Origin of the sequence: Thauera sp. 27 (assembly GCF_000310125.2) — a bacterium.
Taxonomy (GTDB): Bacteria; Pseudomonadota; Gammaproteobacteria; order Burkholderiales; family Rhodocyclaceae; genus Thauera; species Thauera mechernichensis.
Genome location: NZ_AMXB01000012.1, coordinates 61,494 through 76,822, shown reverse-complemented (window position 1 = coordinate 76,822; position 15,329 = coordinate 61,494). Strand labels below are relative to the sequence as shown.

The window sequence follows — 15,329 nt, the reverse complement described above, 5'->3', positions numbered from 1 at the left end:
ACCCGACGCCACCCGGCTCGCCCTGACGTGCCGGGTGGCAACGCGGCCGACGGTCCTCGCCGCTCCCGACTGCCTGACCGACTTGGCCGAGCGTACTCGGTGCTGCATTTGCGTCTCCCCACCGTCGCATGGATAATTGCGAATCATTGCTATTACGCACTCTATCCATACACTCCGGGCCGGTTGTGAGTTCATCTGCTTACGCATCATCCTCATCGGTAGAGCTTGTCTACCGCGACAACCACAACTGGCTGCAAGGCTGGTTGCGTCGGCGCCTCGGCAATGCGTCGGAGGCGGCCGACCTGGCCCACGACACCTTCATCCGGCTGCTCCGCTCACCGCAGCAGTTCGACAGCCAGCCGGCGGCACGTGCCTACCTGCGGGTCGTCGCAAATGGCCTGTGCATCGACTTGTGGCGCCACCGGGAAATCGAACGCGCCTGGCTCGACACCCTGGCAGTGTTGCCCGAGGCCCAGGCGCCGTCGCCCGAGGATCAGCACATCGTCCTGCAGGCCCTGCGCGAGATCGACACCATGCTGCGCAGTCTTTCGGCCAAGGCTGCCCGGGCCTTCGTGCTGTCCGCCGCCTGCGGCATGACGCACCAGGAGATTGCGTGCGAACTGGGTGTCAGCTCGCGCACGGTGCGTACCTACATCACCCAGGCCATGCTGCACTGCATGAGGCTTGAGGCCGCCAGTGTGGTCGGCGGGGGCGTCAAGCAAGAATGAGCGCCCTCCCGCCCGGCCTGCGTGCGCCCAGCCACGAGGCCATGGAACAGGCCGCCACCTGGTTCTCACTGCTTAACTCGGGTCATGCCACGCCCGCTGACCGCGAGCGCTGGCAGGTCTGGCTCGCTAGCGGTGGCGAGAACCATGCCGCCTGGACCTTCGTCGAGCGCGTCAGCCAACGCTTCGCCCCCTTGCAAACCACCCCCACACCACGCCTGGCCGCCGATGTCCTGCAGACGGCCAACCAACGGCTGGTCAAGCGCCGCGCACTGCTGGGCGTCGCCGCCATGGCAGGCACCGGCGGCCTGCTCGGCTGGGCCGCCTGGCAGCAGGCGGGCTGGGTCGATCCGCTGCTCGCCCATTTTGCCGATCACCACACCGCCACCGGAGAACGGCGCGACGTCGTCCTTGCCGACGGCACCCAGGTCTGGCTCGCCAGCGCCAGTGCCTTCGATCAGGACTACCGCGCCGACCGGCGCCACCTGCGCCTGCGCAGCGGCGAAATCCTGATCCAGACCGCTGCCGACAGCGGCCGACCCTTCTTCGTCGACACCGCCCACGGGCGCCTGCGCGCCCTCGGCACCCGCTTCAACGTCCGCCTGGACGAAGCCGGCGGCACCCAGCTTGCCGTCTATGAAGGCGCAGTGGAAATCACGCTGGCCCACAGCGGGCACAGCACCGTCGTCGCCGCCGGCCAACAGGTCCGCTTCACCGCCGACCGCCGGGACGATACAACGGCGGCCGACCCCGCCCGCGAAGCCTGGTCGCGCGGCATCCTGCTGGCGCAGGACATGCCCCTGGCGCAAGTCGTCGCCGAACTCGCCCGTTACCGTCGCGGCCACATCGCCGTGGCGCCGGAAGTCGCCGATCTCACGGTGCTCGGCAGCTATCCGCTGGACGATTTCAACGGCACCCTGACCATGCTCCAGCAGGCCTTGCCCATCCAGGTGCGCCAGCCGCTGCCCTGGTGGACCACCATCGAAGCCCGCGCCCGCTGAACACCCTGGCGGGCGTTCGAAGAAATTTCGCCGAAAACTTCCACATTTTTCGCCCCCATCCGGTTTACCCCACAGGGACACACAAGTCGCCATGTGCGCGCCCCCGTTTTTGCGGGGAGCAAACATGTAGCCACTGCCACCCGCCCTGGCATCCAGCCCGCCAGGGCAGTCAGGCACCAGCCAAGCCCGTGACGAGACCTGCACCGCCGCTGGCGGGCAGGTTCCGGCATGCGGGCGCTGACGCGTTCCGGTCCGCTACGTGAACCAATCCGACCGAAAAGGGATAAACCACATGTCTCGTCACCCAACATCGCAAGCCACGCGCCGCAAGCCGTCGCCGCGCTTCGCCCTGCGCCCCACGGCTGTCGCCGTCCACCTGCTGCTGGCCGGCGCTGCCATCGGCGGCTGGGTCGGCGCCGCCCAGGCGCAACCAGCCACTGCCGCCAGCACCCGCAGCTACAACATCCCCGCCGGCCCGCTGAACGTGGTGCTGACCCGCTTCCTCGGCGAATCGGGTGTATTGCTCTCCGGCAGCACCGAGCTGGCTCAGGGCAAGCAAAGCCCCGGCGTCCAGGGCAATCTGACGCCCAAGGCTGGGCTGGCGGCGCTGCTGGCTGGCACCGGTTTGCAGGCGGTTGCGGATGCACAGGGGCGGTATGTGCTGCGGGTTGCGCCAGTGGATGACAAGCGAGGGGAAGCGACGTTGCCGACTGTAACAGTGAAGGGGGACATCTCTACCCAACATTCTCATCTTGCCTATTTGTCTAAGCGTGCCGCCTCGGGCGCATTGGGTACCAAGTCGGTTCTGGACACTCCGTTCTCCATCACCGTCGTAGACAACAATGAAATAATCGAGCGCGGAGCCAAGTCAATTGGCCAGATATTCTTCAGCGATCCGTCGGTCTACACGCCCACTCCCTCTTTCAACGTTGACTGGTGGGGAACACGGATACGCGGACTGCCGGTGCGCAATACCTACGTGGACGACATTTCCATGGTGCTGTCCTGGGGAGGCGACTTTCCCACTGAGGTAATTGATAGTGTCTCGGCGCTCAAGGGCTTGACTGGATTCATGTACGGTTTCGGCACCCCAGGCGGTGCATTGAGCTACCAGTTGAAGCGCCCGAGCCAAACACCCGAAACCTCTCTGAGCGTCGGTTACCGCAACCCCAAACTATTCACTGCACACGTAGACACCAGTCATAACATAGATGGTGATCTCGCCATACGCGCGAACTTTGCAACCGAACAGGGTACGGCCTATAACACCAGCGAAATCAACCGTAACGTGGTATCGCTAGCCGTGGATAAACAGCTCGGAGGCTCACTGCTATGGCAGACCACACTGGTTTATGAGGACAGCAAGATCAAGGGAGAGCCATTCCAGTTTTACCTGAGCGAGTACGATGTCGCCGGAAGTGGCGGTCGCATGCCAACCCCTACATACGACTATCGCAATATCAACATTAACAATGCCTACTATAAGACCGAAACACTGCTGGCTTCCACCGGTGTTAAATGGCAGATCGACGATCAATGGAAGTTGGATTACCAACTCGGCTTCTCGCGCAAGAATCACCGCTCGAACAAGGCATTTGCCGATCTTTTGAACTCCGCAGGCGACTACAGCGGGGGGATCTACAATTTCGCTGGTCGGCACGACACATTATTCACCCAAGCGATGTTGCAGGGCACAGTATCAGCGTTTGGTATGAAGCATGAGCTCGTCGCGGGCCTTGGTTTGCAGAAGACCGAAACGAGCTACAGCAACTTCAGATATCCGGACAATGATTTCCAAGGCAACATCCATGTGTCTCAGCCCTACCGAGTGAGCCACACTCTTGATTTTTCGCTGAACCCCGCAAGTCCCGAAGTCGTCCAGAAGAATGTTTTCCTCAGTGACACCGTCCATTTCAACGAGCGCTGGCAGGCAATTGCGGGTCTGCGCTTCACCGATTATCACAACAAGGCCGGCTACCGAACTCGCGAGACGACGCCAACACTGGCATTGATCTACAAGCCCGATGCTCAGACCAGTCTCTACGGCAGCTATGTCGAGGGCCTTGAGCCCGGCAGCCGTGTGGGTGACATTTACGCCAATGCTGGAGAGTTGCTGCCTGCGACGATTTCCAAGCAAGCCGAGGTCGGCATCAAAGGCCAGGCAAACACGTTTGACTACAGTGCAGCGATCTTCCGGATCGAAAGAGCCAATCAAATTGACGTAGTCAGGGGTGGTGAGCGCTATCGAACACAGGATGGGCTGGTGCTGTATCAAGGCGCTGAACTGTCAGGCGCCTATCAATTCACCAGGAACCTGAATCTGGGCATGGGCGCAACCTATCTCGATGCCACGATTGACAAAGTCTCCGCTGCCAGTGCCGCGATTGAAGGGAATACGCCCGCGAATGCACCCAAATGGCAGGTCGTCGGCCATGCTCAGTATAAGGTGCCGAACATCTCGGGCCTGTCTATCCACGGTGCAGCGCGCTACTTTGGCGCCACCTACAACGACAACAAGAATCTGCTGACAGTACCAAGCCGTACCATAGTCAACGCTGGTTTTAGCTACGATTTCGACGTGCAAGGCCATGCCTTGACACTGATTGGCAACATCAACAACGTGTTCAATAAGAAGTACTGGGCCAGCGGCGGATGGGAGGAGGGATCAAGCAATATCGGCGAGGCACGCAACGTTTCGTTAGTGCTGAGGGCGCAGTTTTGAACCTCGTCGAGGACAAAGGACGGATAGGGGCAGGGCTCCCGCAGCTACGCACTCATCATTCATCGTCATCCTCGTCAGGCGCTTCGAAGCCCAGCAAAGGCGTACGGCTTAGAGATCAAGGCCGCGGGCCGCGTTGGCTCAGATACCAATCTCACAGCTGGCTTCACCTCGCTTCAGCTGAAGGGACCGGACAGCCGAAACATCTACGAGTGGGTACCACGCCGTACGCTGAAACTGCGCGCCGACACGCACGTACCGATGTTGCCGAAGCTGCAGGTTGGTACGGGTGTGCTCCGGCAGTCCGACGTTTCGAAAAGCGGCGGTGCGTGGCAAGACGTGTATGTCCTGGCTGACCTCATTGCGGCTTATGAGCTTTCCGAGGCAGCCATCATACGGCTGAACGTCAGCAACATGTTCGAGAAGAAGTACCTGCGGACAGCCGAGTACGGAGCCACCTACGGTACCCCCGCACCGCTTCGATCACGCTGGAATATAAGCTGTGAAGGCTGTAGCAAAGTCATCTTGAGACTTCCGCACGGCATGGTTTGACGGCGCAACCTCCGATCCGCGACAATGCGAACAATTCTTACTCTGAAGTAAGCCAGCCAACCCTACCCGGGCCAGCCAGCGCTCCCGCCTTCCGGAGACACACGTGAGCACCGCTGCCCGTCGCGCCGATCCCATCGCCAATCTTTACAGCGATCACCACGGCTGGCTGCAGGGATGGCTGCGCGGCAAGCTCGGTTGTTCGCAGCAGGCCGCCGACCTCGCCCAGGACACCTTCGTGCGACTGCTCGCCGGACGGCGCGAACAGGTGGAAGCACTGCGCGAACCGCGCGCCTACCTCACCACCGTCGCCCGCGGCCTGCTCATCGACCACTACCGCCGACGCGAACTGGAACGCGCCTGGCTGGAAGCACTTGCACACATGCCGGAAGCCGAGACGCCCTCGCCCGAGGCGCGTCATCTCGTCATCGAGTCACTGCTGGAAGTCGACCGCATGCTGGACGGGCTGGCGCCCAGGATGCGGGCCGCCTGGCTGTACAGCCGGCTCGACGGCCTGCCCCACGCCGAGATCGCCGCACGGCTCGGCGTATCGGTTTCCAGCGTGCGCCAATACCTTGCCGAGGCGGCGCGGCATTGCTACCGGCTACGTTTCGGTAGCCCTGCGTAAAGCCATGCCAAGCAACGTGAGCGCCCGTTCGACGGACGACCGTCCGGTCTCCGACCGGGTGCTGGACGAAGCCATTGCCTGGCAAGTCCTGCTCGACTCGGGCGACGCCTCAGACGAACACCGCGCCTGCCTCATCCGCTGGCTGGAGGCCGATGCCGACCACGCCCGCGCCTGGCGCCAGCTCGGCCTGCTGGACCATGGCCTGCACGACCTGCCACGAGACGCTGCGGCACCGCTGCGCGAAACATTGATCACACCGCACCGTCGCGGCGGTACGCGAGCGGCCGCCGGTCTGCTGTCGCTGGCGCTGCTGGTCGCCGTTGCGGCGGGTGTGCTCGACCGCCACCACCCGCTCGCCGGCCTGCTCGCCGACCACCGCAGCGGCACGGGCGAGCAGCGCAGCGTCGTGCTCCCGGACGGCACCATCGTCGTCCTCAATACCCGCAGCGCGATCGACCTCGCCTTCGACGCCGATCGGCGCGCCATCGTCCTGCGCCAAGGCGAGATCCATGTGCGCAGCGCACCCGCGAGTGAGGCGGAGTTGCGCCCGCTGATGGTGCTGACGCCGCAAGGCAGTCTGCGCGCACTCGGCACCCGCTTCATCGTCCGCCACGAAGCCGACCTGACCACGCTTACCGTCACCGAATCCGCGGTAATGGCACGCCCCACCGCATGCGACCCTGCACCCGCTCAGGCCTGCCCGGCCGAGCGCCGGGTCTCCGCCGGCCACGGCGTTTGGCTGCGTGCCGACGCAGTCGGCGAACCCACGCCCGTGCGGCCGGACGCCGACGCCTGGATCGACGGCATGCTGGTGGTCGAGAACGCCACGCTCGGCGAAGTCGTCGCCGAACTCGCCCGCCATCGAGCCGCACCGCTCACCATCGCGGCCGACGCGGCCAGCCTGCGCGTCACCGGCACCGTTCCGCTGGCCGATACCGAGCGCGCCCTGACCGCACTCACTCACGCCCTGCCAGTGCGTCTGGTGAAGCGCGGCGGCGTGTGGCTGCACGTCGAGCGCGAGCGCTGAAGCCGGAGGTGCCACACCGGCGACACGAAACCTGCACCTGCCAGAAAAATTCTTCCGATTCGACTGTCACTTTCGCAACTTCGTCCGGCAGACGGGGAAAGCATCTCGTTCTCCCTTTTCAACGTCTTCGCTGGAGCTTCGCCCGTGCCTCCCCATTCCCCTGTCCTTCACCTTCGCCCTGTCGCCCTGGCCATTGCGTTCGCACTGTTGGGCACCGTACCGACCGCGGTCATGGCCCAGAGCCAGACCGCATCACCGCATGTCGCGCAGACGGTGCGCGACTACGACCTGCCCGCCGGCCCGCTCGCCGCCACCCTCAACCGCATCAGTCGCGAAGCCGGCATCGCCCTCACCGCAGGCGCCGCAACACTCGAGAACCGCAACGCCGCCGCGGTCCGTGGCCGCATGCGTGCCGAACAGGCACTGGAGCGTGCGCTGACCGGCAGCGGCCTGGAACTGGTACCCACTGGACCGGGCAGTTACACCTTGCAGCTAGCCGCGCCGTCGCCCGACGCTGCCATGCTGTCGGCGGTCACCGTCTCGGCCGCGATCGGTACTGCGACTGAGCGCACCGGCAGCTATGTCGCACGTTCAACCTCCACCGCCACGCGACTGGAGCTCTCCCAACGCGAGACACCGCAGTCGGTCAGCGTCGTCACCCGCGCGATGATGGACGACTTCAGCTTGACCAGTGTGAACGACATGCTCGCCTCGGTAACAGGCGTGAATGTCGAACTGGTGGAGTCCGACCGCACCTACTTTTCGATCCGCGGCTTCGAAGTCAGCAACTTCCTGGTCGACGGCATCGGCCTGCCCTTCGCCACCGGCGATCAACTCGGCGACATCGACACCGCCCCGTACGACCGCGTCGAGGTCCTGCGCGGCGCCAACGGGCTGCTTGCCTCCATCGGCAATCCCGCGGGTACCGTCAACTTCGTGCGCAAGCGCCCCACCCGCGAACTGCAGGCCTCGGCGGCCGTAACGTTTGGCTCTTGGCAGAACCGCCGCATTGACGGTGACTTCTCCTCTGCACTCGATGAGGATGGGCGCTGGCGAGGCCGGCTGATCGTCGCCGCGCAAGAGAAGGACTCACATCTGGACCGCTACTCCCTCGACAAAAAGCTGTTCTCTGCGATCGTCGAGCACGATATCGGCACTGACACGCTGCTGGCCATCGGCCACTCACAACAGCGCAACCGGCCGAAGGGTACGCTGTGGGGCGCCCTGCCACTCAGATACAGTGACGGCACACCCACCCACTACGAACGCTCGGCCAGCAGCGCAGCAAAATGGGCCTACTGGAACAGCGACGACACCCAGACCTTCGCCGAACTGAACCACCGCCTGAACGACCGCTGGCAGGCCAAGGCCACGCTGCTGCGCCGCAGCCTTGAATCGGACGGTGAGCTCTTCTATGTGTATGGCACACCCGATCGCGAGACCGGCACCGGCTTGTTCAGTTGGCCTTCGAAGTACGGCCATACCGAACGCCAATGGACAGCTGACGTGAACCTCACCGGCACCGTGGCCCTGGGCGGACACGAGCACGAGCTGGTGTTCGGCATCAGCCGCAGCAAGAGCGATAACTGGCTGCATTCGCGCGACGACGACACACACCTGCCACTGACCGAGAGCGAAATGCTCGCCGGCAGCTTCCCCCGCCCCGCGTTCGACGTCGGATTGAGCGACCATGCCGACTTCGTCAACCGCCGCGACAGCGTCTACGCGGCCGGACGCTTCAGCCTCACCTCCGACCTCAAGCTACTCGCCGGCGCCAACCTGAGCCGCGTCACCAGTTCGGGCGTGCAGTACGGCGCAGTACACGACTACCGCGAGACGCGCACCACTCCCTACCTCGGTGTCGTGTACGACATCGACCGCCATCACAGCGCCTACGCGAGCTACGCCGAGATCTTCAACCCCCAGCACCAGATCACCCAGTCGGGCAGCGTACTCGAACCGATCGAAGGCAGGAACCTCGAGGCAGGCATAAAGGGCGAATGGTTCGAGCGCAGACTGAACGGTAGCTTGGCGGTGTTCCGTACCGACCAGAAGAACACGGCAGAATATGATGGTTTCAGTGCCGGACGCTCCTATTACCGCGGCGTGAACGCCAGCTCCCAGGGCTTCGAGATCGATATGGCTGGACGCATCGGATCGACTTGGGACATCAATGCGGGTTACACGCAGTTCAGCCTGAAAGATGAAGACGGCCGCGACGTACGTACCCATGTCCCGCGCAGAACCTTGCGCCTGAGCACCGTGGCCCGTGTGCCGGGCCTGCATGGATTCAAGGTTGGAGCAACAGTCAAGTGGCAGAGCGAGATCCACCGTGCAGAAGCAAGCGCCATCACCAGCCGTCAGGACGCCTACGCGCTGCTCGACCTGATGGCCAGCTACGACATCTCTCCAACGCTTAACGTTACCGCCAAACTCAACAACGCCACGGACCGCAAGTACCTCAGCAGCCTGTTCTGGTCCCAGAGCTTCTACGGCGCGCCACGCAACGCCAGCTTGACCCTGAACTGGAAGTACTGATCGCAATGGGGGGTGGTGCGTCACTCAAGAGCGCTGCCCATGGCTGACCTTGACGTCCACCCTATGGCGACCGAGCCAAGGCCTCGCCTGCGGCGGCCTGCAATATGTAACACCATGTATCAAGTTGCACTTTTTGGGCATGTCAAACGACATGGCTAATAGAGACGTCCGCTACGCGGAGCGTCATCGGGCACATGCCGCAAGCGCTTCGAACGCGCTCGCATAGGGGCCACTGCGACCGACACAAGTGATCCAGCCAAGCGAACCGAAACCGGTTTTGCGCCTTCCCGCTGGTTCGATTGGATGTTCGCCGGAGGCAAGGTCCCACGAGGCAGTTTTTCGCAGCGCCTGCGGGCGCTGCATTTTTTTCGACAGGATTACAGAACCAGCAATGCGATATGGCTGCTCCCTTTTCCGCAGGAACTCTTTGGTGCCCTCCCCAAGGCAGGGGAGCCGGCGCTCAGGCGCACCGCGATGAAGACCGCCGAACGCGGGTCAACCTTCGTTCTGGTCTTGGCGCTGCATGTCGGCGCCGTGGCGTGGGCAACGCACGCCCTCGACCAGAGCCGCTCCGAACTCGTGCAGCCAACCATGCAGGGCGTGCTCGTACCGTCTGACGCCGTCGTGCCCCCAACACCGGCCCCCCTCGCACCGCCGCCTCCCGTGCCCGATCCGGAGCCACCAAAGCCTGAACCACCGAAGCCCTCGCCGCCCAAGCCCAAGCCCGAGCCGAAGCGCAAGCCACTTCCACCGCCACCACCGCTGCCGCCATCGGAGACTGCCATCGAGATTCCGATGGACGAAGCCGAGCCGCCGCCAGCGCCGCAGGCGAGCAAAGCGCCGTCGGAGGACGCGCCGCCACAGCCGCATCGCCCTCCTCCGCCTGGGCAGGCAGGCCCAACGACCGAAACGCCGCTTACGCCTCCACGCGTCGATGCCTCGCATCTGAACAACCCTGCTCCGACCTACCCTCCGCTATCGCGGCGCATGCGGGAAGAGGGGCGAGTGCTGCTCGACGTACACATCATGCCGGACGGCTCCGTGGCGGAGGTGAAGCTGCGTGAATCCAGCGGCCACCGCCGGCTGGACGACTCCGCGATTGCGGCAGTGGAACGCTGGCGCTACGTCCCGGCAACACGGGGCGGCAAGCCGATCGCGTTCTGGTATGTGCAGCCGGTCATCTTCTCATTGCTCAACTGAATCCAGGCCCAACTCTCACGCCTCCCGGGCGCACCCTTCAAGCAAGGAAACACAGATGGAAAACGAATCCGAGAACCTCCGTTCCATACCGGCTTCCGCCGACGTAGCAGACAGCGCATCGACTGCCGGCGTGGAGACCGGCACCACGCCGACGACCGACGCCCTGCCTACTGCGGGCGAACCGCTCGGTACAGCCACACCACCGATACCGGATACCGGCGCCGTGGATACGCTGGCCAACCCCTACGGCATCGAGGCGCTCTGGGCCCAGGGCGATCTCGTCATCAAATCCGTGGCAATCATGCTCTTCATTATGTCCATCGCATCCTGGTATGTGATCGCCACTCGCGGCATCCAGGCCATGCGCCTCAGACGCGCTGCCCGGCGCGCGCAGCTGTTCTGGCACGCGCAGAGCATCGAAGAGGGATTGAATCTGATAGGTGGCGAAACAGCCACGAACCCGTTTCGCCGTCTGGTGGACGAGGGTGGGCGGGCTTGCGACCATCACGCCGCGCATCGCGAGGAGCTCCACGGACAATTGAGCCTGGCCGACTGGCTGACCGCATGCCTGCGCACCGCCATCGACGAGAGCGCAGAACGCATGCAGAGCGGCCTCTCCGTGCTCGCCTCGGTTGGCTCCGTGGCCCCCTTCGTCGGCCTGTTCGGCACGGTTTGGGGGATCTACCACGCGCTCGTCGGTATCGGCGTATCGGGCAACGCCGGAATCGACAAGGTCGCCGGGCCCGTCGGCGAAGCATTGATCATGACCGCATTCGGCCTCGCCGTTGCGATCCCCGCCGTGCTCGGCTACAACGCGCTGGTACGCACCAACAAGGGCGTCCTCGGACAACTCAACCGCTTCGCCCATCACCTTCACGCATTCCTCGTCACCGGAGCGCCTGTGAAGGTCGCCAAGCTGCATGTCGCCAACAAGACGCGTGAGGCCTCCTGATGGCTTTCGGCAACGGACTGGAGGACACGGGCGACACCGAGATGAGCGAGATCAACATGATCCCCTTGGTCGACATCATGCTGGTGCTGCTCATCATCTTCATCATCACGGTGCCGGTGATGACCCACTCGGTGAAGCTCGATCTGCCCCGCGCGGCCAACCAGCCGAACGTCGTCGAACCGCGTACGGTGACGATCGCCGTCACTGCCGCGGGCGGCCTGCACTGGAACGAAGACCGGATCGACTACGAGACACTCGAGGCGCGTCTCATCCAGATCGCCAGTGAAGAACCACAACCCGAGATCCACGTTCGTGGCGATCGCAGCGTCGAGTACGAGCAGGTAGTCAAGGTCATGGCCGCGGCGCAACGCGCTGGCATGCAGAAGCTGGGCTTTGTGACCGACCCCCAGCCGTAACCCCCTTTCTGGCCGCGGCGAACAAGCCCGCCCCGGAGAGGGGCGGGCGCTCGACCTGCCGGACTTCAGTTCGCGCCCAGGATGGCGGTAACGTTGTCGCGCAAGGCCTGCAAGGGATCGTTGCCTGCGCTTTCGAGCACCGCGACACGCACGCCAGCCCGCTGCAGCGCCAGGGCCAACGCCTCGGGCGGCGCACGATGATGCAGTACGATGCCGACGTCGGCCGCGTGCAGGCGCTCAAGCAGGGCGGATACGGCTTGCGGCGACCACTCGTCATCGGCGCGCAGGTCGCGCCCTTCCAGATCGAGGTTGAAGCCGGTGATGAAGTAGTCGAGCCGATCGGACAGGCTGAACACCACCGGATTGTCGAGCGCGGCAAAGCGCCGACCGGCCTCGGCCGCGAGGCGCACCACTTCGCGCTTGAACGCTGCCAGACGCTGTGCCACGGCTGCGGCATCGGCCGGTGCAAGACGTGCGAGGTCATGCGCCACGATGTCGGCCATGCGACCGAGATTGGTCGGATCGAGCCAGGCGTTCAGCCCATCGGCATCACCGGCCCGCAGCGCCACGCCGGGCAGCGTGCCATCGACCGGGCGAGCTGCATCGATTTCGACGATCCGCAGGTTGGCGCGCCGGGCATGGGGGTAGAGCACGTCATCGGCCCACACGGCGCGCAACCCCACCACAGCATCGGCCTCGCGCGCGGCGCGCTCCAGCGCCGCAGCACCGCGTCCGTTGAAGTATGCCGCGTGACGCGTGGGCGGCAAGGTATCCGGCACCACGCGGCTGACGTAGATGCGCGTGCCTTCGGCCAACTCGCGCGTCAGCGCATACACAACGGGATGTGCCGCAAGCACGGTAGCGGCGAGTTCTGGCTGGGGGATTTCACCGGCCCAGACAGGCGTGCTGCACGCAAGCGCGCAGGCGACGACGAGCGTCTTCAAGGTAGTCATGCAACTTGCCCTTTGAGTGCAGGTAGGGTGCCGCGCGCGATGGCCGCGAGCGCAAACAGCGCACCGGAGAACAGGATGATTGCGGCACCCGAGGGCACCGGCAGTTCGAGCTCGATCGGTACCAGGATGCCGGCCAGCGTGCTTAGCGTGGCAAACAGCACCGACAACCAGAAGAACCCACGCAGCGAGCGGCTCAACAGGCGCGCAGCGGCCGCCGGGATGACCAGCAAGGCCCCCACCAGGATGGCGCCGATGACCTTCACGGAGGCCACCGTAACCACCGTCACCAGCGCAACGAAGAGATAGTCCAGCAGCTTCACGCGCACACCGCGTACGGTGGCGAGCTGTGGATTGAAGCTTGCCAGCATCATGTGGTTGTAGAGCGGCAGCGCCAGCACCGCCACCAGCACGGCCACCACCGCCAGGACTGCGAGGTCCTGGCCGTTGACCGTGAGCACCGAGCCGAACAGCACGTTCTCGAGGATGTGGACGTTCACCTTCCCGGACAACAGCAACAGCAGGCTGCCGCCAAGCGCCAGAGATACCGAGAGGAACACGCCGATCAGCGTATCGGGTGTGAGCCCGGTACGGTTGCGCAGGAAATTCAGCAGAATGCCAAACAGCAGGCAGTAGCCGAACAGGCTGCCATATGGGCCGGTGTAGGGTTCGCCCAGCAGAATGCCGATCGCAACGCCGGTGAGCGCCGCATGGCCGACCGCCTCGGAGAAGAAGGCAAAGCGCTTGACCACCACCAGGGTACCCAACCCGCCGAGCACGGGGCCGATGATGAGCCCGGCGAGCAACGCACTGACGACGAAGCCATAGCCCAGCGAGGGCGGCAGCCAACCCGCCGCGGCCCAACCCTGCACCAGCAGGCGGAAGGACTCGTAGCTCACGCCGCCACCCCCAGCCGGACGGGCGCCGGCGTGATGCGCGGACGTGCCGAGAACAGCGCGAGCAGTCGCTCGGGCGCCAGCATCTCGAGCGGCGCACCGTCGAACAGCAGGCTGCGGTTGAGCCCACTGACGCGGTCGGCAAGCCGGGCGACGGCGTCGATGTCGTGCTCGATCCACAGCACCGTGACGCCGTCGCGCCGCCAGTCGGCAAGCAGATGCTCAAACACTGCAATGCCGGCTTCGTCGAGCGCGGCCATCGGCTCATCGAGCACAAGCAGACCCGGTCTCGGAATCAGGCTCTGCGCCAGCAGCACGCGCTGGCGCTCACCGCCGGACAGCGCCCCCATGCGACGCAGGCGCTTGTCGCTCATGCCCACGCGTTCGAGCGCTGCATCGATACTCGCCATCTGGCCGCATGCGCGGCCCAGGAAGGCCGGTCGGCGCTGGGTGGTAGCGCGCATGAAGTCTTCCACCGTCATCGGCAGGCCACGGTCGAACTCCAGCGCCTGCGGTACGTAGCCGATCGTGCCAGGCTGCGCAGGCCAAGCGATCGACAGGCGGCCACGATGCGGCATCTGACCGAGCAGGGTCTTTACCAGCGAGCTCTTGCCGCCGCCGTTGGGGCCGACCAGCGCGTGCACACTGCCAGCCAGGACGCGCAATGAGACATCGCGCAGGATCTCGGTGCGCCCGAGCGTCAGCCCGACCGACTCAAAGCGGATCTCGGGACCTGCTGGCGAATGCGTCATTGCGCGGCCTCACGGATCGCACGCACGACGGTAGCAAGGTTGCGGGCCGTCTCGCGCTCGAACTTGTCAACCTCGTACTCGCCATAGGAGATGTGGGTGAGCGCGTACAGGCGCACGCCGGTTTCACGCTGGATGGTGTCGACATAGGCCGAGGGGAAGTCCATTTCCGAGAAGATGACCTTCACGTCCAGTCCGCGCAAACGGTCGATGGTGCCCTTGAGTTGCGCAGGACTTGGCTCGATGCCATGCGCCGGCTCCACCACCGCCGTGACTTCGATACCGAACTCGCGCAGCAGGTAGTCGTAGGCGCCGTGTATGGTCGCCACCCGGAACTCTGCGCCCGACATGTCGGCCAGTTCGGCCAGCGCATCGGCACGCAGCTGGCGCAGACGGCGGGCAAAGCCACGCGCGTTGGCCTGGAAGGTCGCGGCATTGGTAGGATCGAAACGCGCCAACTCACGCGCAATGGTGTTGACCTGCGCGATCGATGCGGTCACCGACAGGAAGGTATGCGGATTGACAACCGAGCCCGACCCGGCACGGCCCGCCATGCCGGTGGCAGCCAGCAAGGGCACGTCGGCGTTGGCCTCGATCACGGGCAGGTCGGGCTTCTCGCTGGCAGCGATCATGCGCTCGGCGAAGTCATCGTGACCAACACCATTGACCACCATCAGGTCGAGCGACCCGATGCGCTTGATGTCCTCGGCGCGCGGCTCGTAGGCGTGTGGATTGAAGCCGGCGGGAATCACCGGCACGACCTCGGCAAGGTCGCCGACGATGTTCTTCACATAGCTGTAGTAGGGGTGCAGCGTGACACCGATTCGCAGCGGGCGACTGCGCGCAGGCGCGCCTGCATGCGTAGCAGCGGGCAGCGCGCAGAGCGCCGCCAGCCCTGCAAGCAGACGTCGGCGCGAACGCGAGAAACGATAGGTATCGGACATGGAAACTCCATGAAGAAACAGTCGCGAACGGCTGT

The 15,329-nt window shown here is 64.5% G+C and carries 13 protein-coding genes; 9 read left to right on the top strand and 4 right to left on the bottom strand.

Going from position 1 to position 15,329, the window contains the following annotated elements; translation table 11 throughout:
• The first annotated feature begins 185 nt into the window (after positions 1-185).
• The 9 genes from B447_RS08575 (at position 186) to B447_RS08530 (ending at position 11,755) form a co-directional block, all read left to right on the top strand.
• Positions 186-728 carry a sigma-70 family RNA polymerase sigma factor gene (locus tag B447_RS08575; RefSeq protein ID WP_037982563.1) on the top strand — a complete coding sequence of 181 codons (543 nt, stop codon included), beginning with the start codon at positions 186-188 and terminating at the stop codon, positions 726-728.
• The gene (locus B447_RS08570; RefSeq protein WP_002938740.1) at positions 725-1,726 is read left to right on the top strand and encodes a FecR family protein; all 1,002 of its coding nucleotides are present in this window, start codon (positions 725-727) and stop codon (positions 1,724-1,726) included. The genes B447_RS08575 and B447_RS08570 overlap by 4 nt, the downstream gene beginning before the upstream one ends.
• Positions 1,727-2,018: 292 nt before the next feature.
• Positions 2,019-4,448 (top strand): TonB-dependent siderophore receptor, encoded by a 2,430-nt coding sequence (locus B447_RS08565; protein WP_002938738.1) that lies wholly within the window; start codon positions 2,019-2,021, stop codon positions 4,446-4,448.
• A 652-nt stretch (positions 4,449-5,100) separates the two neighbouring features.
• Positions 5,101-5,622, top strand: a complete 522-nt coding sequence (locus B447_RS08555; protein ID WP_002938735.1) for a sigma-70 family RNA polymerase sigma factor — start codon at positions 5,101-5,103, stop codon at positions 5,620-5,622.
• Between the two features lie 16 nt (positions 5,623-5,638).
• Entirely contained in the window at positions 5,639-6,649 is a 1,011-nt protein-coding gene (locus B447_RS08550; protein ID WP_037982585.1) for a FecR domain-containing protein, read from the top strand.
• A 144-nt stretch (positions 6,650-6,793) separates the two neighbouring features.
• Positions 6,794-9,187, top strand: a complete 2,394-nt coding sequence (locus B447_RS08545; RefSeq protein ID WP_232431590.1) for a TonB-dependent siderophore receptor — start codon at positions 6,794-6,796, stop codon at positions 9,185-9,187.
• Positions 9,188-9,490: 303 nt separating this feature from the next.
• Positions 9,491-10,387: an energy transducer TonB gene (locus B447_RS22965; RefSeq protein WP_051018777.1), complete on the top strand. Its 897-nt coding sequence runs from the start codon at positions 9,491-9,493 to the stop codon at positions 10,385-10,387.
• Positions 10,388-10,517: 130 nt separating this feature from the next.
• Positions 10,518-11,339, top strand: coding sequence for a MotA/TolQ/ExbB proton channel family protein (locus B447_RS08535; RefSeq protein ID WP_269745243.1), 822 nt, complete (start codon positions 10,518-10,520; stop codon positions 11,337-11,339).
• Positions 11,339-11,755: an ExbD/TolR family protein gene (locus tag B447_RS08530; RefSeq protein WP_002938730.1), complete on the top strand. Its 417-nt coding sequence runs from the start codon at positions 11,339-11,341 to the stop codon at positions 11,753-11,755. The genes B447_RS08535 and B447_RS08530 overlap by 1 nt, the downstream gene beginning before the upstream one ends.
• A 65-nt stretch (positions 11,756-11,820) precedes the next feature.
• Here B447_RS08530 and B447_RS08525 read toward each other — a convergent pair whose 3' ends face one another.
• Genes B447_RS08525 through B447_RS08510 form a run of 4 tightly spaced genes read right to left on the bottom strand, consistent with a single transcriptional unit; the run spans position 11,821 to position 15,294 of the window.
• Positions 11,821-12,708, bottom strand: coding sequence for a metal ABC transporter solute-binding protein, Zn/Mn family (locus B447_RS08525; protein WP_002938728.1), 888 nt, complete (start codon positions 12,706-12,708; stop codon positions 11,821-11,823).
• Positions 12,705-13,604 (bottom strand): metal ABC transporter permease, encoded by a 900-nt coding sequence (locus tag B447_RS08520; RefSeq protein WP_002938727.1) that lies wholly within the window; start codon positions 13,602-13,604, stop codon positions 12,705-12,707. Before B447_RS08520 ends, B447_RS08525 begins: the two co-directional genes overlap by 4 nt.
• Positions 13,601-14,353 (bottom strand): metal ABC transporter ATP-binding protein, encoded by a 753-nt coding sequence (locus tag B447_RS08515; RefSeq protein ID WP_002938722.1) that lies wholly within the window; start codon positions 14,351-14,353, stop codon positions 13,601-13,603. Before B447_RS08515 ends, B447_RS08520 begins: the two co-directional genes overlap by 4 nt.
• Positions 14,350-15,294, bottom strand: a complete 945-nt coding sequence (locus tag B447_RS08510; RefSeq protein ID WP_002938721.1) for a metal ABC transporter solute-binding protein, Zn/Mn family — start codon at positions 15,292-15,294, stop codon at positions 14,350-14,352. Before B447_RS08510 ends, B447_RS08515 begins: the two co-directional genes overlap by 4 nt.
• Positions 15,295-15,329: the final 35 nt, after the last annotated feature.